The sequence below is a fragment of the Rhodococcus sp. OAS809 genome (genome assembly GCF_040546695.1).
GTDB lineage: Bacteria > Actinomycetota > Actinomycetes > Mycobacteriales > Mycobacteriaceae > Rhodococcus_F > Rhodococcus_F qingshengii.
Window position 1 is genome coordinate 3,566,553 of the sequence record NZ_JBEPOI010000002.1, and the last position, 20,022, is coordinate 3,586,574.

General features: G+C 63.5%; 16 protein-coding genes and 1 pseudogene. 6 read left to right on the top strand and 11 right to left on the bottom strand.

What is annotated here, in order from left to right:
- Window positions 1-13 precede the first annotated feature (13 nt).
- From ABIE52_RS19720 to ABIE52_RS19735, 4 genes are read right to left on the bottom strand one after another with little or no spacing between them, the layout of a single operon-like run.
- A complete protein-coding gene (locus ABIE52_RS19720) occupies window positions 14-1,048 on the bottom strand; it encodes an aspartate-semialdehyde dehydrogenase (RefSeq protein WP_042447794.1) in 1,035 nt (344 codons plus the stop codon).
- Window positions 1,049-1,054: 6 nt separating this feature from the next.
- Entirely contained in the window at window positions 1,055-2,320 is a 1,266-nt protein-coding gene (locus ABIE52_RS19725; protein WP_003943494.1) for an aspartate kinase, read from the bottom strand.
- Between the two features lie 49 nt (window positions 2,321-2,369).
- Window positions 2,370-3,323 (bottom strand): hypothetical protein, encoded by a 954-nt coding sequence (locus ABIE52_RS19730; RefSeq protein ID WP_007731502.1) that lies wholly within the window; start codon window positions 3,321-3,323, stop codon window positions 2,370-2,372.
- Window positions 3,323-3,688, bottom strand: a complete 366-nt coding sequence (locus ABIE52_RS19735; RefSeq protein ID WP_095969631.1) for a DUF8021 domain-containing protein — start codon at window positions 3,686-3,688, stop codon at window positions 3,323-3,325. The genes ABIE52_RS19730 and ABIE52_RS19735 overlap by 1 nt, the downstream gene beginning before the upstream one ends.
- A gap of 270 nt (window positions 3,689-3,958) precedes the next feature.
- Here ABIE52_RS19735 and leuA point away from each other — a divergent pair, with 270 nt between their 5' ends.
- Window positions 3,959-5,767: a 2-isopropylmalate synthase gene (gene leuA / locus ABIE52_RS19740; RefSeq protein WP_003943488.1), complete on the top strand. Its 1,809-nt coding sequence runs from the start codon at window positions 3,959-3,961 to the stop codon at window positions 5,765-5,767.
- 240 nt (window positions 5,768-6,007) lie between these two features.
- On the top strand, window positions 6,008-6,385 hold the full coding sequence (locus tag ABIE52_RS19745; protein ID WP_003943489.1) for a PLDc N-terminal domain-containing protein: 378 nt from the start codon (window positions 6,008-6,010) through the stop codon (window positions 6,383-6,385).
- 162 nt (window positions 6,386-6,547) lie between these two features.
- Here the strand turns inward: ABIE52_RS19745 and ABIE52_RS19750 are convergent.
- A pseudogene (locus ABIE52_RS19750) lies at window positions 6,548-7,440 on the bottom strand (LysR family transcriptional regulator).
- Between the two features lie 89 nt (window positions 7,441-7,529).
- Between ABIE52_RS19750 and ABIE52_RS19755 the strand changes: the two are divergent.
- The 4 genes from ABIE52_RS19755 to ABIE52_RS19770 are packed head-to-tail and all read left to right on the top strand — an operon-like array spanning window position 7,530 to window position 12,216.
- On the top strand, window positions 7,530-8,471 hold the full coding sequence (locus ABIE52_RS19755) for an EamA family transporter (protein ID WP_003943484.1): 942 nt from the start codon (window positions 7,530-7,532) through the stop codon (window positions 8,469-8,471).
- 25 nt (window positions 8,472-8,496) lie between these two features.
- Window positions 8,497-9,750 carry a Mur ligase family protein gene (locus ABIE52_RS19760; protein WP_192712898.1) on the top strand — a complete coding sequence of 418 codons (1,254 nt, stop codon included), beginning with the start codon at window positions 8,497-8,499 and terminating at the stop codon, window positions 9,748-9,750.
- Window positions 9,743-10,456 carry a type 1 glutamine amidotransferase gene (locus ABIE52_RS19765; protein WP_007731510.1) on the top strand — a complete coding sequence of 238 codons (714 nt, stop codon included), beginning with the start codon at window positions 9,743-9,745 and terminating at the stop codon, window positions 10,454-10,456. Before ABIE52_RS19760 ends, ABIE52_RS19765 begins: the two co-directional genes overlap by 8 nt.
- A gap of 59 nt (window positions 10,457-10,515) precedes the next feature.
- Entirely contained in the window at window positions 10,516-12,216 is a 1,701-nt protein-coding gene (locus ABIE52_RS19770) for a vWA domain-containing protein (protein ID WP_007731512.1), read from the top strand.
- 4 nt (window positions 12,217-12,220) lie between these two features.
- Here the strand turns inward: ABIE52_RS19770 and ABIE52_RS19775 are convergent, their stop codons facing one another.
- From ABIE52_RS19775 to ABIE52_RS19800, 6 genes are all read right to left on the bottom strand, one after another.
- Window positions 12,221-13,384, bottom strand: a complete 1,164-nt coding sequence (locus tag ABIE52_RS19775; RefSeq protein ID WP_047271595.1) for a low temperature requirement protein A — start codon at window positions 13,382-13,384, stop codon at window positions 12,221-12,223.
- A gap of 66 nt (window positions 13,385-13,450) precedes the next feature.
- The gene (locus ABIE52_RS19780; protein WP_192712897.1) at window positions 13,451-14,578 is read right to left on the bottom strand and encodes an acyl-CoA dehydrogenase family protein; all 1,128 of its coding nucleotides are present in this window, start codon (window positions 14,576-14,578) and stop codon (window positions 13,451-13,453) included.
- A 1-nt stretch (window position 14,579) separates the two neighbouring features.
- Complete coding sequence (locus ABIE52_RS19785) at window positions 14,580-15,785, bottom strand: acyl-CoA dehydrogenase family protein (RefSeq protein WP_192712896.1); 1,206 nt, start codon at window positions 15,783-15,785, stop codon at window positions 14,580-14,582.
- A gap of 17 nt (window positions 15,786-15,802) precedes the next feature.
- Window positions 15,803-18,013 carry an acyl-CoA dehydrogenase family protein gene (locus ABIE52_RS19790; protein ID WP_192712895.1) on the bottom strand — a complete coding sequence of 737 codons (2,211 nt, stop codon included), beginning with the start codon at window positions 18,011-18,013 and terminating at the stop codon, window positions 15,803-15,805.
- 27 nt (window positions 18,014-18,040) lie between these two features.
- Entirely contained in the window at window positions 18,041-19,171 is a 1,131-nt protein-coding gene (locus ABIE52_RS19795) for a steroid 3-ketoacyl-CoA thiolase (protein WP_058227092.1), read from the bottom strand.
- Window positions 19,168-20,022: an SDR family NAD(P)-dependent oxidoreductase gene (locus tag ABIE52_RS19800; protein ID WP_058227091.1), complete on the bottom strand. Its 855-nt coding sequence runs from the start codon at window positions 20,020-20,022 to the stop codon at window positions 19,168-19,170. The genes ABIE52_RS19795 and ABIE52_RS19800 overlap by 4 nt, the downstream gene beginning before the upstream one ends.

A 20,022-nucleotide genomic window follows, 5' to 3' on the forward strand; every position in this document is an offset into this window, starting at 1 on the left:
CCGAACGAAAGATCTAGCCGACCAACAGCTCGGCAATCTGAATCGTGTTGAGCGCGGCACCCTTACGCAGGTTGTCGCCCGAAACGAAGAGCGCGAGTCCGCGTCCCTCCGGGACACCCGGATCCTGACGGATACGACCGACCAGCGACGCGTTGCCACCGGCAGCGGCCAGCGGCGTCGGAACCTCGACCAGCTCGACGCCCGGAGCGTCGGCGAGGATCTCCTTGGCGCGAGCAACCGAGAGCGGGTTGGCGAACTCTGCGTTGATCGCGAGCGAGTGCCCGGTCACGACGGGAACGCGCACGCACGTACCCGAAACCAACAGATCGGGAAGTCCGAGGATCTTGCGGCTCTCGTTGCGGAGCTTCTGATCCTCGTCGGTCTCGCCGCTTCCGTCGTCGACCAGCGAACCTGCCAGCGGCAGGACGTTGAACGCGATGGGGGCGACGTAGTTGTTCGGGGCCGGGAAGTCGACGGCACTGCCGTCGTGAACCAGCTTCTCCGCGTCTCCGACTACGGCGCGCACCTGGCCGAGGAGTTCCTCGACGCCGGCGATGCCGCTACCGGACACGGCCTGGTAGCTGGAGACGATCAGACGCTGCAGACCGGCTTCGTCGTGCAGAACCTTCAGCACCGGCATCGCTGCCATGGTGGTGCAGTTGGGGTTCGCGATAATGCCCTTGACCAGGTTCTTCGTGTCCTGCGGGTTGACCTCGCTCACCACGAGGGGAACCTCGGGATCCTTGCGCCATGCCGAAGAGTTGTCGACAACGGTCGCGCCGGCAGCAGCGAAGCGCGGAGCCTGGGCGCGCGAGAGCGTCGCACCGGCTGAGAACAGGGCGATGTCGATGCCCTTCAGGTCCTCATCCGATGTGGCGGCCGCATCCTCGACGATGATCTCTTCGCCGCGGAAGGGCAGCTTCTTACCGGCGGAGCGTGCAGATGCGAAGAACCGCACCTTGTCCGCGGGGAAGTTCCGCTCTTCGAGCAAAGTGCGCATGACGATGCCGACCTGACCGGTCGCACCGACAACAGCGATAGTCGTCATGAGAAATTACCGTCCCGTTCCAGCGTGTACTACTGCTTCTTCTTCGCCACCGAGCCCGAAAGCGTCGTGGATGACACGTACAGCGTCGTCCAATTCGGTGTCCTTGACCAGCACTGAGATGCGGATCTCAGAGGTCGAGATGAGGTCGATGTTGATGTCTGCCTTGGCCAGCGCCTCGCAGAACGTGGCGGTGACGCCCGGGTGGCTCCGCATTCCGGCGCCGACCAGGGAAACCTTGCCGATGTGGTCGTCGAACAAGATCTGCGTGAAGCCGATGTCTTCCTGACGCTTGGTCAGGATCTCGACGGCGCGGGGGCCGTCGGCCGTCGGAAGCGTGAAGGTGATGTCCGTCTTGTTGGTCTCCACCTTGGAGATGTTCTGCAGCACCATGTCGATGTTGATCTCGGCATCGGAGACTGCGCGGAACACCTTGGCAGCGTGTCCCGGTGTGTCCGGCAATCCGACAACGGTGATCTTGGCTTCGCCGCGATCGTGCGCGACTCCGGTGATCAGGGCCTCTTCCACAGGAATGTCCTCCATCGATCCGGACACGATTGTTCCGGGCTTGGTGGTGTATGACGAACGGACGTGCACAGGCACGTTGTAACGACGGGCGTACTCGACGCACCGGAGCATGAGCACCTTCGCACCACACGCTGCGAGTTCGAGCATTTCCTCGAAGGAAACCGTCTCGAGGCGGTGAGCGTCGGGGACGATGCGCGGATCGGCGGAGAAAACGCCGTCGACGTCGGTGTAGATCTCGCAGACGTCAGCGTTGAGTGCAGCTGCCAACGCCACGGCAGTGGTGTCCGAGCCACCGCGTCCGAGCGTCGTGATGTCCTTGCTGTCCTGGCTGACGCCTTGGAATCCGGCGACCAGAACGATCGAGCCTTCGTCCAGCGCAGTGCGAACACGGCCCGGCGTGACGTCGATGATCTTGGCGTTTCCGTGGCTGCCGGTCGTGATGACTCCGGCTTGTGAGCCCGAGAACGAACGAGCTTCGGCGCCGAGGGAGTGAATTGCCATCGCTACCAAGGAGTTGGAGATGCGCTCACCCGAGGTCAGCAGCATGTCCATTTCACGGGCCGGCGGGGAAGGGCACACCTGCTGAGCCAGATCGAGCAGCTCATCGGTGGTATCGCCCATCGCTGACACCACGACGACGACATCATTGCCGGCCTTCTTGGTCTCGACGATCCGTTCAGCGACTCGTCGGATGCGCTCGGCGGTTGCCACCGAGGATCCGCCGTACTTCTGGACGACGAGAGCCACGCGTTTCTACCTCCAGGTCGAAATTGTTTACAGATACCAGAGGTCGAGCTTACCGAGGTGGTCCTGGGACTTCCCGATGCGTACTGCTGTTCGCCTCAGATCCGCGCGGGATCAGTTGCGAGATCCGCGATCGCATCAACGTCGCAGAACGCGAGCCACCGGCAACGTAACCGACCACCGTGACGGCAACTCCGCAGGCGAGAAGCACGCGGATACTGCTGACCAGCGAAACTGCCAGCGCGTCGTACACCGCGACTGCCGCCTCAGATGACGGTATGTCTGAATTCTGTAAATAGACTCGCCGCACGACGGCCAGCGCCACCAACAGGGCGATCATCGCCACCGCCGTCGCCAGCCCGACCAGGGACAGTGCGCGCATTCGCCTCGGCGCAACTGCGACGGCCGCGATCGCACAGGCCAGCGACACCCACGGCAGCCAGGCCGCTGCCCGGTCGAGAGTGTTCGAGAGGTCCTGGGCCCGCACCAGCTCGTCGGATTGCAGGATCTCGAACTGCGGATCGAACGTCGGAAGACGATCGACGACGGTGAATCCGCGATCGCGGAGGTTCGTCCGCAGTTCTGTCATGATCGGCTCGAGGGACAAGGTGACTGTTCCGCTGTCGTCGGACCGAACGATGCCGTCGGTGGCTCTGCCGGTCACCATCGCAGCAAGTTGCGCGTGCGCCTGACGGTTGGCCGCGGTCCAGAGCGTCGCGAACTGGTCGCTGGAGACCAACGACTGAGCCGCCTCCCGAACAAGTTTCTCGGCTTGTCTCGTCACCACCTGCGGAAACCGGTCCAACCGCTGCGTCAGTTCCTCGGTCAGCCGATCAACGACAGCCGCTTGGACAGCAGGTTCGGAAGCCAACGGGGCAACCGTCTCGACGTAACTGTCGGTGTCGTTCACCTGGGTGTGGACGAACAGCGCGAGCACCGAGCCGGCAGCACCGAGACCAGCGAGAACGATCAGCAGTGAACAGACGATCCAGCGGATCGAGCGCATCACGTGTGCTTGGCGCGCGCCGGTCGAATCTTCGCGGTGATGTGGTGAATGCGGTGATCGTCAGCGGGTATCCGGAAGGTCTCGGTAACCCGAACGGTCATCAGGTTCCGCCCGAACAACCCGGCGTCGAGGAGGTAGTCAGCCGTCAGGTCGTCCCCGTCGACCGTCCACTCCACCTCACGAATGTCGCGGATCACGCGATACTGAGGACCTCCGGAAAGGCTGCGCCGCAAATGATTCCCCGAAAATCCGGTCTTGAGCCCGACCTCGTGGCGTACCGCGTCCGGAGCCAGCGGTACGGAACTGCCATCGTGACTGCGGAGCGCGTCGAGGTACGCGCTCGCCACGGCGATTCGGGGATCCATGGACGACAGTCCACCATTTTCGGGGCCGAAACGGCAGCACAATTCGGCGACAAATTGGACATGAGGGCGAACCCCACCGATTTCTCGCGAAATCCAGGAGTAGAGTGCTGTGCATGCAGCGCGCACTCCTTCTTGGTTGCCGCGACGGGGTCTGATCCAGACTGGCCTCCCGCCGCGGGGTTTTTGTGCGCCGGTCGACCAAGCCTTCCGGACTCATGGTCTTGACCAACAGGTCAACAGGCCGGGTCCACAATCCTGGAGATCACACCCATGTCCCCCGCTGACGCATTCACCACCGGCACTCGCACCATCACCCCGCCCACGAAGCCGGCACCGTCCGACCAGCCTGCGTGGAACACGCAGAAGAACTCGTCGATGCCGACGTTCCGCTACCGCCCGTTCGCCGAAGAGGTCGAGACGGTCACGCTGCCCGACCGCACCTGGCCGGACAAGATCATCGACCGAGCACCCCAGTGGTGTGCCGTTGACCTGCGCGACGGCAACCAGGCGCTGATCGATCCGATGAGCCCGGCGCGCAAGCGTCGTATGTTCGATCTCCTGGTTCGTATGGGCTACAAGGAGATCGAGGTCGGCTTCCCGTCCGCGAGCCAGACGGACTTCGATTTCGTTCGCGAGATCATCGAGGACGGCGCCATCCCGTCCGACGTCACCATCCAGGTGCTGACGCAGTCGCGTCCCGAGCTGATCAAGCGCACGTTCGAGGCCTGTGAAGGTGCCGAGAACGCGATCGTGCACTTCTACAACTCCACCTCGATTCTGCAGCGCCGCGTCGTATTCCGCGCCGACAAGGACACGATCAAGAAGATCGCCACCGACGCCGCCGAACTGGTCCTCGCCGAGTCGAAGAAGTACCCGGACACGAACTGGCGCTGGGAATACTCGCCCGAGTCCTACACCGGCACCGAGCTCGAGTACGCCAAGGAAGTATGTGACGCCGTCACCGAAACCCTGGGTGCGACGCCGGCCAACCCGGTCATCCTGAACCTGCCCGCCACCGTCGAGATGGCGACACCCAACGTGTATGCCGACTCCATCGAGTGGATGCACCGCAACCTGGCCCGCCGCGATTCGGTCATCCTGTCGCTGCACCCCCACAACGACCGCGGCACGGGTGTCGCTGCAGCCGAGCTGGGCTACCAGGCCGGCGCGGACCGCATCGAAGGCTGCCTGTTCGGCAACGGTGAGCGCACCGGCAACGTCTGCCTGGTCACTCTCGCTCTGAACATGTTCACGCGCGGCGTCGATCCGCAGATCGATTTCTCGAACATCGACGAGATCCGTCGCACGGTCGAGTACTGCAACCAGCTGCCCGTCCACGAGCGTCATCCGTACGGCGGCGACCTGGTCTACACCGCGTTCTCCGGCAGCCACCAGGACGCGATCAACAAGGGCCTCGACGCCATGAAGGTCGACGCCGACAGCCAGAACTCCGACGTCGACGACATTCTCTGGCAGGTCCCCTACCTGCCGATCGACCCGAAGGACGTCGGCCGCAGCTACGAGGCCGTCATCCGTGTGAACTCGCAGTCCGGCAAGGGCGGCGTCGCATACATCATGAAGGCCGATCACGGTCTGGTGCTGCCGCGTCGTCTGCAGGTCGAGTTCTCGCAGTCGGTCCAGAAGATCACCGACGGCGAGGGCGGCGAGGTCTCGCCGAAGGAAATGTGGGATGTCTTCCACGAGGAGTACCTCGCTCCCATCACCCCGCTCGAGCGCATGAAGCAGAAGGTCACCGCGTCCGAGGAGGACGGCGGCACCGATGCGATCACCGCGATCGTCAAGGTGAACGGCAAGGAGCAGGAGATCTCGGGAACCGGCAACGGCCCGCTCGCTGCCTTCGTCGACGCGCTGGGAAGCATCAACTTCGACGTTCGTGTCCTCGACTACTCCGAGCACGCGATGTCCGCCGGTGACGACGCCCAGGCCGCGGCCTACGTCGAGTGCGCCGTGACGGGCCCGGAGGGTCAGAGCACCGTCGTCTGGGGTGTGGGTATCGCCACGTCGATCACGACGGCCTCGCTGCGCGCTGTGGTCTCGGCAGTGAACCGCGCCAGCTGACACTCAGCTCCTGACTCGTGAACAATCCCTGGTCTCACCCGATTTTCGGGTGGGGCCAGGGCCGTTTTCAGAGCACTGAAGATTTTCGGTCGATGTTTTCGATTCGGCATGACATTGGTCCCGAAAGAGTCGGTTAGCGAAGTTAACAAAAAGAATTCACCCATCGAGGATGATGCAGACGCCACGTGCGCGTGAGATAGTCAGCTCAGACAAATCCGACTTGTGAAATGGAGCTCGACAATGGATTCCTTTTGGGACTTCCTCTGGCTGATCATCATCAGCTTCGCGTTCATCGCGTACTTGATCCTGCTCTTCTCGATCATCACCGACCTGTTCCGCGATCACAAGACCTCCGGCTGGGTGAAGGCAATCTGGATCGTCTTCCTGTTCTTCATTCCGCTGCTCACCTCGCTCGTCTACCTGATCGTTCGCAGTGACGGAATGGCACAGCGGTCCCTCGAGGCTGCGCAGCAGGTCAAGAACGCACAGGACAGCTACATCCGTGAGGTTGCCGGAAAGTCCCCGGCCGAATCCATCGCAGATGCAAAGGCACTTCTCGACGCCGGCACCATCAGTGAAGAAGAATTCGCAGCACTGAAGGCCAAGGCTCTCGCCTGATACCGGCCCTCACTAAGCGGCCCTCACTAAACCGTGAGGATTGCACTACCGAAACGGGAGCGACACTAATCGTGTCGCTCCCGTTTTGTGTTCATTCACCAACAGCTGCTCATTCACCGACAGCCGTTCATTCACCAACGGCCCTTCATTCACCGACAGCCTTCATTCACCGACAGCACGCGCGACGTCACGAAAGGCGTCGAGCACGACTCCGATAGCCGGACTGCGGTTGGCGTGTAACCGAGTCGCCAATTCATAAACTCGTGCAGCGCGCACTCCCGCCACCGGTTTCCTCGACACTCCGGGATGCGTGATCGCGTATCGCGGCATCAAAGCCACGCCGTGGCCCGCCGCCACCAGCTCTTCGATGACGCGGAAATCGTTTATCCGATGAGCGACGCGAGGCTGGACGCCGGTTACCGACGCAACCGACAGCAGAACGTCGTCGACCGGAAACCCGCCGCGCACGCTTATCCAGTTCTCGTCGGCCAATTGTTCCAGCCGGACCGAATCCTGCTCGGCGAGGGATGATCAGGCCGCAGCACCAGATCGATCGGTTCACGCATCAGCGGTTGCACGCTGACCCGGGGAAACGACGTCTCGGCTCCGCGTTCGTCACGGTGGGTGAGGATCACATCGTGATCGGCCAACAGCCCAGGGACAGCGGACGCCGGTTTGTCGACGTCGTAGGCGTCGATGTCCACGTCCGAGTTCTTCAGCGCCGTCAGGACACCGGGCAGCAGGAGCGCCGCGCCGGAGGGAAAGAACGCGACTCGCACCTTTCCCCGCGGCGAGCCTCGGTACGACGCCATCTCGTCCGCCGCCCGGTCTAGCGCCGCCACCACGTCGTCGGCGCGAAGCACCAGCGCTCTGCCCGCGTCGGTGAGGCGCAGCGTGCGCCCGTCCGGTTCGAGGAGCGAGACCCCCGCTTCTCGTCCGAGGATCTTGAGTTGTTGCGAGACGGCGGACGGCGTCATCGAGAGGGCGAGAGCAGTAGCGCCGACGGTTCCTCGGTCGGCGAGCTCGCGGAGGATTCGCAAGCGCGTGGCATCCATACGGTGACGAATATCCATGTAGCAAAACTACATGGATAGTGCATCTATATTCGCTTGTTCTGATGATTAGTAAGGCTCACGATTAACGCATGACTCCCCGCGACCGTCTCCTCGGCCTGACCGTGATCGTCTTGTGGGGTCTGAACTTCCTGGCCATTCGCGTCGGCCTGGATCATTTCCCGCCGTTCTTCTTCGCAGCGCTGCGGTTTCTGATCATCGCGATTCCGGTGGTCATCTTCGTGCCGCGTCCACAGGTGCCGCTCCGCTGGCTGCTGCTCTACGGATTCGGTTTCGGATTCGGCCAGTTCGTCTTCCTCTTCTGGGCGATGCATTCGGGGATGCCGACGGGCCTTGCATCACTTGTCCTGCAGTCGTCAGCACCGTTCACCGTCCTACTCGGCGCTTTCCTGCTCCGCGAGAAGCTCAGCGTCTGGCAGGTCTCCGGTATCGCCGTCGCCGTTGGCGGGATGTCCTTGATCGGCTGGGACCGCTCGCACCACGCGGCACTGCTGCCCGTCGTCCTCACACTCCTCGGCGGCCTGTCCTGGGCGTTCGGCAATCTCGGCAGCCGCTTGGCTGCGGCAAACACCGTCGGCGAGCCTGCACCGATGCGCTTGATGTTGTGGATGTGTGTCATCCCGCCGTTACCGATGCTCGCTCTGTCAGCCGTGGTCGAAGGCCCCACAGTCGGCTGGCACGCACTCGGCACCGCATTCAGCGCCGACGCCTGGCCGTCGCTGGTCGGGCTGGCCTACATCATTCTGCTCGGCACCATCGCCGGATCCGGGCTCTGGACGATGCTCATGGGCCGCTATCCCGCCGGCATGGTGGCGCCGCTCTCCTTGCTGGTGCCAGTCGTGGGAATCGGCGCGTCCTGGCTGTTCCTGCACGAGGATCCGAGCCCGTTGTCACTGGTCGGGGCGGTCATCGTGATCGCCGGAGCGAGCGCCGCACAGATGAGACGTAAGCCCGCGAACACTGTTTTCTCGGACACACCTGCAGCCTCACCACCGGCGCGACTCGGCGTCTGACGACGCCCTGTGCCAAACTCGGGCCGTGGGAACTGGACTATCGATCACAGCGCGCGGAAAGCTCGCCATGCGAGCTGCCGCAGCAGCATCTTGGGCATCGCAGAAGGCCGGTCGCGGCAAGGGTTCGATGATCGGCGGGCTGATCGCCCTCAAGATCGACCCGACGCTCATGACTCAGCTCGGACGCGGCAAGCGCACCGTCGTGGTCACCGGCACCAACGGCAAGTCGACGACCACGCGTATGACCGCCGCAGCGCTCGCGACACTCGGTGACGTCGCCACGCAGGCCGACGGCGCCAACATGGATGCCGGGATCGTGGCCGCCCTGGCCGCGCGTACCGATGCGACGCTGGCGGCACTCGAGGTCGACGAACTGCACGTCCCCCACGTAGCCGACGCCGTGAACCCGGAAGTGATCGTGCTGCTGAATCTCAGCCGCGATCAGCTCGACCGGGTCGGCGAGATCAACATGATCGAACGGAAACTGCGCGCGTGCGTCAACGCGCATCCGAATGCGGTGATCGTCGCCAACTGCGACGACGTACTGGTCACCTCCGTGGCATACGACGCCACCAACGTCGTGTGGGTTGCTGCCGGCGGCGGTTGGGCCGGCGATTCCGTCAGCTGCCCGCGCACCGGCGAACCCATCGTGTGGGAGGGAAAGCACTGGCGCAGTACCGGTTCCGACTTCGCGCGGCCCGAGCCGACCTGGTGGCTCGACGACGACAATCTCTACGGCCCCGACGGCCTGAAGATTCCGATGACGTTGACCCTCCCCGGAAAAGCCAACCGCGGCAACGCATCTCAGGCCGTAGCGGCTGCAGCGGCTTTGGGTGCAGATCCGGTCGGGGCAGTTGCCGCCGCATCGACGGTTCAAGAAGTCGCGGGTCGATACAGCACCGTCGAGGTCGGACCGCACTCCGTTCACATGCTGCTCGCGAAGAATCCCGCCGGCTGGCAGGAAGCGCTGTCGATGATCGATCCCACGGTGGACGGTCTGGTCATCGCGGTGAACGGTCAGGTGCCGGACGGCGAGGACCTCTCCTGGCTGTGGGACGTGAAGTTCGAGCACTTCGAAGGTGTCAAGGTAGTGGCCGCCGGTGAACGCGGAACAGATCTGGCAGTTCGCCTCACGTACGCGGGCGTCGAGCACACTCTCGACCCGGACCCGTTGCGCGCCATCGCTTCCTGCCCTCCCGGACGTGTGGAGGTACTGGCGAACTACACGGCCTTCCGTGACCTCAACACTGCCATCGCGAAGGAGTCTCGCAATGTCTGACTCGACAGTTCGCATCGGTCTGGTACTCCCCGACGTCATGGGCACCTACGGCGACGGCGGCAATGCCCTGATCCTGCGTCAGCGCCTGCGGATGCGCGGCTACGACGCCGAAATCGTGGACATCACCCTCAGCGATCCGGTCCCCGATTCGCTCGACGTGTACACGTTGGGTGGCGCCGAGGATTCCGCTCAGCGCCTCGCAACGCGTCACCTCGCGAAATACCCTGGTCTGCAACGCGCCGCCGAGCGTGGCGCACCGGTTCTGGCGATCTGCGCTGCCATTCAGGTGCTCGGCAACTGGTACGAAACCTCCAGCGGCGAACGCGTCGACGGTGTCTCGATGCTCGACGTCACAACCTCGCCGCAGGAGAAGCGTTCCATCGGCGAAGTCATCACGAAGCCGCTGATCGACGGACTCACCGCGCCCCTCTCAGGTTTCGAGAATCACCGCGGCGGAACAACTCTGGGTAGCTCAGCCTCTGGATTCGCACGTGTCACCCATGGTGTCGGAAACGGCGTCGGCGACGGATTCGAAGGCGTCGTGCAGGGTTCGGTGATCGGGACGTACATGCACGGACCCGCTTTGGCTCGCAACCCCGAACTCGCGGACCTCCTGCTCATGCGCGCCTTGGGTGTGAACGAGCTTGAACCCCTGCATCTGCCCGAGGTCGACAAGCTCCGCAAGGAGCGACTCGCGATTCGCTGAGCCAGTGTCGTCCGTTCGGACGACTGTTGACCGGCCACGTCAGCTCGTAGCCTCGTTCCATGCGTCTTCGTGTGGCGATCTGTATTGCGGCGACTGCGATCATTGCCGTCGGGTGTTCGACGCAGGGCAGTGGCGGGCCCAAAGAAGCAGGCGGGACCCAGCAGGTAAGTGTCACTGCTGATCCGGCTTCAGAAGCGAGCGCAACGGCGCCTACCGTCATCGTGCTGGACGCCTCGGGGTCGATGAAGCAGGACGACGCTCCCGGTCCTCGAATCGATGCCGCCAAGAACGCGATTCACACTCTCGTCAGTGGCCTCCCAGACGATGCTGCGCTCGGTCTGATCGCGTACGGCACCGCCACGGGTAGCAGCGACGCCGAGAAGGTCGCGGGTTGCCGCGACATCAAGACCGTCGTGCCACTCGGACCACTCGATCGAAATGCATTCGCAGCGGGAATCGACGGGCTGTCCGCGTCGGGATACACGCCGATCATGGCTGCGCTTCAACAAGCCGCCGCCGCACTCCCCGCCGATGGTGAGCGCACGATCATCCTCGTCTCCGACGGGGAGGACACCTGCTCGACCGAACCTCCGTGTGAGTCCACCCAAGCGATGCCCCACGATCCTGACCTGACCATCCACACCATCGGATTCAAGCTCGACGCCGCTGCGTCCGCCCAGCTGAAGTGCATCGCCGACGCAACCGGGGGCATGGCGATCGACGCTGCCAACGCGGCGCAACTCACCGCACGACTGGCGGTTGCCTCGGATCCCGAATCCGCACGGGAGCGACTCTCCACCAGCGGCTTCCGCAACCTTCGGATCGGCATGACGGAGGAGGAAACGCGGAAAGCCGCCGGCGACCTTGCGCCGGTATCGAAGACCGGAACAGTGGTCGTCCAGTGGCAGGACTGCGAATTGACCTTCACCGACGGCGTTCTCGTCGAAATCGCGCCCCGGACCGGCGCTGCCACACTGGACGGACTGACCGTCGGCCAGAAGATGCAGCGTGCCGCCGAACTTTACGGTCCCTTCACTGCCACAACCAATTCCGACGGGGAATCCGTCGCAGTCTTTCCGGCCGACACCGAAGCGGGAACCGGCTATCGCATCACCTTCACACCCGAAGGCAAGAAGGCGGATGAGGGAACGATCACCCGCATAGTCCTCTGCCGATGCTTGCCTGCGACTGCGGGATCATCGGCAGGCGGTACCCCGACCGAGATCGTGAATCTTGTTGCCGTCGACGGTTCCGGCAAACCCAAATCCGGTTGGAGCGTCCAAACGCCGGCCATGAAGATCAGCGAGTGCTACGCAGCATCACAGTCGGCTGTCACGCCGGGAGTCATCACCTGCGGAAGCACCGCAGACGGGGCGGACGCGTGTTGGCCCGGTCCGGAGCCCGATTCGATTCTCTGCCTGCAATTTCCCTGGGGAACAGAACTGATCACCGCTCGGGGAGTCGACGGCGTCGAGGCCTATCCGCCGCCCGCCGACCCGACTCCCTTCGGGCTCGAACTCGAGAACGGTCTTCTCTGCCGCGTCCGACACGGCGGTTCGTGGCCCTCTACCGAATCCGACCCCCGTCTGGCGGGCGCCTACTCCTGCCGAGGGCAAGGGGCGGATACCCCCATCGTGTGGGCCGAAAACACCTATCCGATCGATCGTTCCGAAGATCGGTGGACCGTGCTGGTCGGACCGTCGAAGGGACCGTTGGAAACCGTCGCCGTCACCAAGGCGATATTCCTTGCCGCCGAATGAGCGCTCAGACGGTTTCGGATTTGCCCTCGGTCAGAATCAGTTCCACGGCCAACAGCGCGGCGCAGGCCAGTCCCGCGACCAGTTCGGGCACCGCGGTGTAGGTACCACCGAGCACGACGACTATCGCGACCGAGAACGGCACGAGGGTGCGTACCGAGGAGTCGTGTAGTCGAATGTGGATGAACCACAAGGCGGCAAGGATGACCGCGACCGGAACGGTGACGGCAGCACCCGTCACCAACGCGCTGCCGTCACCGTGATGAGTCCAGAAGTCGACGCGCGAGGCCAACCCCGCACCGATGGCGGCAGCGGCGGCGAAGATGAAGTAGTGACCGAACCCCCAGACGAAGGGTGAGACGTTGTCACCGCCGATCACTTCGCCTGCATTGCGTTGGAAGTACAACCACCACAGGCTGAAGACAATCAGAATGCCGCCGATCACGACGTAGGTGACCTGCGCTGCCGGATGCTCACCGTCCACGGCGTCCTGAATCGCGATGGTGGTCGAAAGGATCGTCTCGCCCAGAACGATGATGAAGAACAACGAGTACCGCTCCGCGATGTGATGCGGGTGCCACGGCGTCATGCCCGGCTTCTCCGACCAGATCGGTACCGCGAATTCGCACAGAACCAACACCAGGAACGTCGGGACGTAAACGGCGGACGGCACGAAGTAGAAACCGATCCAACCGATCTGGACCAACACGATTCCGAGAGCGTATCGACGCGCCGTGAGCGCATGCTCGGGGTCGTTCCGCGAGACCCTGAGCCATTGGATGACCAGTGCTATTCGCATGATGACGTAGCCGACGATGATCAGCAGGGCGTCGTCGTTGAAGAAGCGGACGATGCCGGCTGCAAGGACCAGCGATCCGAGGATCTGGAATATGGTCAGCAGCCTGGCGATTCCGTCGTCGTTGTCGTACGCCGAGGTGAACCACGTGAAATTCAGCCACGTCCACCAGATCGCGAAGAAAGCCATCGCGAAGTGCCCGACGCCCGAAGCCGCATGCCCTTCGCTGATCGCGTGGTGCAGACCGGTGGCCGCTTGAGCGACCGCCACGACGAAGCAGAGGTCGGTGAGCAGTTCGAGCGGCGTCGCCACCCGGTGCGGCTCGTGCGGGTCCCGCGGAACCAACGGCCTGATGAACGAACTGGTGCGATTCACGAAGGGCAGAGTAGCGCGATGATTGCCGACGCGCTGCCCGTGACTGGAACCTGTCGTCTCAGATATTCACGCCGACGCCCCGATCTGGGCTCGGATCTCCAACTGATCGGCGAGTTCGGCGCCTATCGCCCCCGCGCTCCCCAAAGTGAAGGCGATCTGCCGTCCCCACAGGAAATAGCGGTGAATCGGATAGTCGACATCCGCACCGATTCCGCCGTGCATGTGCTGGGTCGCGTGCACCACGCGCAAACCGCCACGCGACGCCCACCATTTGGCGACCAGCGCCGCTGCTTCCGCTTCACTCTCGACTCCGCTGTCCATCAGCCAGGCAGCGCGGTGGGTGGTCAATCTGGTGCTCTCGGTGTCGAGGTACGCGTCGGCGGCCCGGACGGCAACTGCCTGGTTGGTCGAGAGTGGACGACCGAATTGCACTCGCTCGGAGGTGTATTTCGCCGTCATCGCCAGCGCTTCCTCGCAGACGCCGGTAGCCAGGGCCGCCAGAGCGACCCGCGCACGTCGTAACGTCCAGTCTCGAACCACCGCGCCGTCCGCGGGAAGTGCGTCAGCTGCAGTAACCGCAACCCCGTCGAACTGCACAGCGCTGTTGCTCTCGCGGTTCGTCACCGCAAGCGGTGTACGCACCAGCGCGTCCCGGTCCGTCGGCACGATCATCACGGTGACACTGCCGTCCGGCATCGTCACCGGAACCACCAGTGCGGCAGCGAACTCGGCGGCAGACACGGAGTCGACGCGGCCTGACAGAACCCAACCGTCAGGCGCCGGCTCGGCGCGAACCGCCGTCTCGGCGTTGTAGCCGGTGTCGAAGGCGCCGGTGACGATCACCGAGCCGTCGAGCAGTCCCGGAAGCCACGACGCTTTCTGCTCCGTACTGCCGAACTCGGCAATCGGCAGCGCTGCCGTCGAAATCACCGACCAGAGCGGCACCTGGGCGACCCGGCGGCCTTGTTGTTCGAGCACCGCTGCCAGGCCTAGCATTCCGAGTCCCGCTCCCCCGACTTCCTCTGGCAGAGGAATTCCCAGAACGTCGGAGTCGGCGAGGAGCTTCCACAGTTCGGCGTCGAAACCGCCGGCGCCCTCCACTTCCCGCAGGCGGTCCACTCCGGACTTCGCCGAGAAGATCGATTCACTCAGATCCCGCACCGCGGACAAGTTGTCGTCGAATTCGAATTCCATGTCAGCTCTTTTCGTTCTGTGCAGCGGGTCGGCGACGCGCAGCAAGCGCCATGCCCAGACATTTTGCGGCGACGATTTCACGCATCACTTCGTTGGTACCACCGCCGAAGGTGTTGTTCTGGGCGCGTCGACCCAGGTTCTCGACCCGCCCTTCCAGTACCGCTCCGGGCGTGCCGGGGCGCAGTAAGCCCTTGGCGCCCAGCACTTCCTGCAGCATGCCGTACGCACTGACGACGGCTTCGGTACCGAAGATCTTGGCCGCGGCCGAATCCCCGCCGCCCAAGGTGTTGGCGGCGACGTCCGCCACCAGTCGCAGGTTCATCAGGTCGGCAGCACTGAGCAGCGCGTAGACTTCCGCCAATTTCTCACGTACCCAGTCGATGTCGTAGACGTGGCCGTCACCGGCGGGTTCGGTCTTTGCCCATTCGACCACCTCGGCAAAGAGCTCGTTGGCTATACCACCGCGTGCTGCCAGGGCAACACGTTCGTGGTTGAGCTGGTTGGTGATGAGCTTCCACCCTTGATTGAGCTCACCGACGACATTGCTGATCGGCACCCGAACATCTTCGTAATAGGTTGCCGAAGTGCTGATTCCGCCCACAGTGTGAATTTCGGTGACCGAGAACCCCCGCGAATTGGTCGGTACCAAGACCACGGAAATGCCCTGATGCGTCGGCGCGTCGGGATCGGTGCGAACGGCAAGCCAGACCCAGTCGGCAAACACACCGGCGCTGGTGAAGATCTTGTTGCCGTTGATGACAAGCTCGTCACCCTCGATGCGGGCGCGTGTTTCGAGGGCCGCGAGATCGGTGCCCGCATTGGGTTCGGTGTAGCCGATGGCAAAGATCAGTTCGCCCGCCAGAATCGGACGCAGGAAGAAGTCCTTCTGAGCTTGCGTCCCATGCTTGATCAGAGCGGGTCCGACGGTGTTCAGCGTGACCAGCGACAGCGGCGCATTGGCGCGAATCACCTCGTCGTAGAACACGTACAGAGCTTCGGGGTTCTCGCCCCGACCGCCGAATTCCTCCGGCCACCCCAAGCCCAGCCAACCGTCTTTACCCATTCGGCGCAGAATGCGATCGAAGACGGGGCCGCCTTCGGTCTGATCCACGAGAGCACGGCGGTCTTCGGCGTTGATGATCTCCGCGAAGTACGCCCGCAATTCCTTGCGCAGAGTCTTCGACTCCTCCGACAAATCCAAGTACATGGTGAAACTCCTAAGATCTACGAACGCGGCAGGCCGAGTACGCGCTGCGCGATGACGTTGAGTTGAATTTCGACGGTTCCGCCGCCGAACAGAATCGAGGGAAGTCCGATGTGGTCTATCGCGTAATTCGCCGACGGGTCGACAACGGCGGCACGAGGTCCGAGCAGTCGCAACAGATCCCGCGAGCCCTCACGCTGTGCCAGGGCGTTGTACACCTTCGACACGCTGATCTCGGCGCCCGGTTCCTGACCCGCCAGTCGCGCCGACACCCCGCGTAGATTCATCGCGGACAGTGCCAACTCACGAGAGATACTGCGGCCGAGGCCCTCCACTGCGTCTTCGCGAGGGCAGTCGTGGCTCGCGTCGGCGATAACCTGACGGAACAGCCGACTCGAACCGTGGTGCAGCGTGCTGCCCATACTCAGGCGTTCGTTGGACAGCGTTGTCGCAGCAAGCTTCCACCCTTGCCCCGGCTCCGCCACCAGGCAGTCGTCCGGGACGAAGACGTCGTCGAGGAATACCTCGTTGAACTCCGACTTACCGGTGGCTTGTTTCAGCGGACGTACGTCGACACCTTTCGAGGTCATGTCGACCAGGAAGTACGACAGCCCACGATGTTTCGGAGCGTCGGCGTCGGAACGCGCCAGGCATACTCCCCAATCGGCCTCGTGCGCGCCCGAGTTCCACACTTTCTGACCCGACAGGACCCAGCCACCGTCGACCTTGCGCGCTTTCGTGCTCAGACCGGCCAGGTCTGATCCCGCGCCCGGCTCACTGAACAGCTGGCACCAGATGATGTCGGCGCGCAGCGAAGGCTCGACGAACCTGTCCTGCTGCTCGGCGTTGCCGTGTTCGAGAATCGTGGGCAGCACCCATTCCCCGATCACCGTGGACGGTTGAGCCCAACCTCGCATCGCGAATTCGTGTGCGATGACGGCCTGTTCTCTCGGTCCTGCTCCCAGCCCGTACGGCGCCCGATAGTGCGGGGCTACCAGTTTGGCGTCGGCAAATCGGGCGCGTCGAGCGCTCCCCTTGGCCGGCGCCCAACTGGCGCTGGTGGTTCCGTCGTCGGGCAGCAGCGCAACCTCGTCCAGAACCCTGCGAACCTGCTCTCGTAGTTCAGGCAGCATGTCCGGGTCTACAAAGGAGAAATCCCGTTCCGAATCGGCGGACCGGTCTCCCAACGTGTGTGCCCACTTCACCTCGGAACCCGCCACCGCAGCGATACTGATTGCCCGGCGCCAGTACAGATGCGCGTCATGCTCCCAAGTGAATCCGATTCCGCCGAGCAACGTGACACATTCGAGGGCGTTCTCGATGCCGACGGGCAAAGCGGCCAACGCAGCTTGAGCCGAGACAAGTCTCTGCTGATCCTCGCCGTGCTCTTCGGACCGAGCTGCGTCCCACGCTGCGGCACAGGCAATCTCGGAGCGGACCAGCATCATGGCCGCCTTGTGCTGAACTGCCTGGAAGCTTCCGACCGGACGGCCGAACTGCTGCCGGGACTTCACGTAGTCGACCGCGGTGCGTAGCGCCCACCCGGCGATACCGCTCGCCTCCGCAGCCAACACCGTGTTGACGATCAGTTCGACTCGGTGCGCCTGGAGACCTTCGACGATCAGCCCAGCGTCGACCTTGTGATCGGTCAACGTCAGCGTCCCGATCGAGCGTGTCAGATCCACTCCGTCTTCGACCTCCACCGCAGCGGAAGACGACTGCTCGAGCCGGAACCACAACTCGCCGTCTTCGCTGTTCGCTTGCACGAGAACGACATCGGCTCCGGGTAGACCTAGAGCCGGGTCGGCAGAACCGCTCACGGTCCACCCTGCATCGCTGCGAGCCGCGCGCAATCCCACGCCGGTGCAGACTGCTCCGGTTGCACCGGCAGCCAATTCGGTCAGCATTGATTCCGCAGCCGGGCCGGCAGCTGTTGCGAGGATCCCACTGGCGATGACCGTCGGAACGTACGGTCCCGGGTAAAGCGCATCACCCAATTGCTCGACTACCACCGCCAGTTCGGCAAGACCTGCCCCGTCACCGCCGTACTGCTCCGGCAGGTGCACTGCGTGCAGTCCCTGACGGACCAATCCATCCCACGAGTCCGGCCGATCACCGGCGGCGTACCGCTTGACGTTGCTGCGCGTGTCGGCGATTCCACCGAAGCGGTTCGCGAATGCGGCTACCGCTTCCGCCAGGTCACGGTGATCTTCGAGCAGGGGCAGTGCCATGGCAGGTTCCTCAATCTTCGGTTCTTGTCAGATGCGTTCGAGAATCAGGCAGGTGGTTGCGGCGGACGCGCAGATCGCGATCAGTGCGATGGACTTGTCCCGGCGCTCCAGTTCGTCGATGACATTGGCCAACAGTCTGATTCCGGTTGCACCGGCCGGATGGCCCAGTGCGATTGCACCACCGTTGACGTTCAGCAATTCGGGATCGACGCCGTGAACCTGCGCGAACGACATCGGTACCGAAGCAAATGCCTCGTTGACCTCGAACAGGTCGATGTCGTCGATCGTCAGACCGGTGCGGCCGAGCACGATGTTTGCCGCGTCCACGGGACCGTCGAGCATGAACTCGATGTCTCCGCCGATGACGCACTGCGCCAATATCTTTGCCCGCGGCCGCACGCCGAGCATCCTGGCTCGATCCTCGGACATCAGCAGAGCGGCACTCGCACCGTCCGAGACCTGCGAAGACGTTCCAGCGGTGTGCAATCCGCCCTCTTGAACGGTCCGCAGTTTCGCGAGTCCTTCGAGACTCGATTCGCGCAGACCCTGATCCCGATGAACCGGAGCGTCAGAGCCCGGAGCGACCACATCGATGATGTGCGAGTCGAAGCGTCCTGCCTCCCATGCTGCTGCGGCTCGCTGCTGCGAGCGCAGCCCGAAGGAGTCGAGATCCTCGCGGCTGAAACCGCGCTTGACAGCAATCCGATCGGCCGCGGTGTACTGGTCGACGGTATCGAGTGACCACGACTCCGGACGCGGTGTTCCGAGGCCGGTACCCACCTTGTAGGTGAGTGGTGCCCGCGACATCAACTCGACACCACACGCCACACCCACGTCGACTGCACCGATGGCAATCTGCCCGGCAATCAACTGCACCGATTGCTGCGCGGTTCCGCACTGCGCGTCGATCGTGGTGCAGCCCGCTTTCAACGGAAGGCCCGCATGCATCCAGGACGTACGCACGATGTTTCCGAACTGCTCACCGAGAGGCGTCACACAGCCGCCGATGACCTGGTCGACCGCGTCAGGATCCACGCCCACCCGATCCAGCACGCCTTTCTGCGCATAACCCAACAGTTCCGCCGCGTGGACTCCGGACAGCCAACCCTCACGCTTGCCGAACGGCGTTCGTGCTGCGTCCACGATGACGGGCTTCATGCCAACTCCTCGGTTCGTAATGCTGGGTTCTCCGGTAATGCTGCGCCGTCCAGACCACGCACGGTCAGGGACCACTCGTCGATCAGGTCCAAGCTGACGCTCGAGCGCGCGGTGAACTCGGTGTCGCAATCACACAGCGCTGTGACCGCTTCCACCATTTCTTCCATAGATTCGACCTGATCCGGCCGGATAGTCTCACCGACCAGGACTCTGGCGCCCTCACTGAGCACCGCTGCCCGCGGTTGAACCGTGTTGACGCGAACCCCCTGGCCGTAGAGTTCCACGCCCATGCCGTTGCTCATCCTGTTGAGCGCTGCTTTGGAGGCGCCGTACACGGTCATGGCAGTTCCCGGTTCGACCCACGTGAACGGCGGGCCATGCCACGGTTTGACGGTGCCACTGGACACGTTCACGATCCAGCCGTGTCCGTTTGCCACCATCCCCGGCACCACGGCTTGCATCAGATCGAGCGGTGCATGGACATTTGCCTCGAACATCAACCGTCGCCGCCGCAGTGGGTAATCCGAGAGCGGCTGATAGATCGCCGCTGCCGCGTTGTTCACCAGGATGTCGATCGTCCCGCCAAGCTTCTCGATCGCCAGCGGCACAACGGTGTCGCGCTGCTGCTCGTCCGTCAGATCTGCGACAACTATCTCGACTTTGTTTCCGTACTTGGCAATTCGAGCCGCAGTCTCTTCGAGACTGCCCGGCAGGGTTGCATGCGTGCCGAGCGTCCGGGCCACGAGAGCGACGTCAGCGCCTTCCGCTGCCAGCCTCTCTGCGACGCCTGCACCGATTCCGCGGCTGGAACCGGTGACAAGCGCTCGGCGTCCTTCGAAGCGATCGGTCAT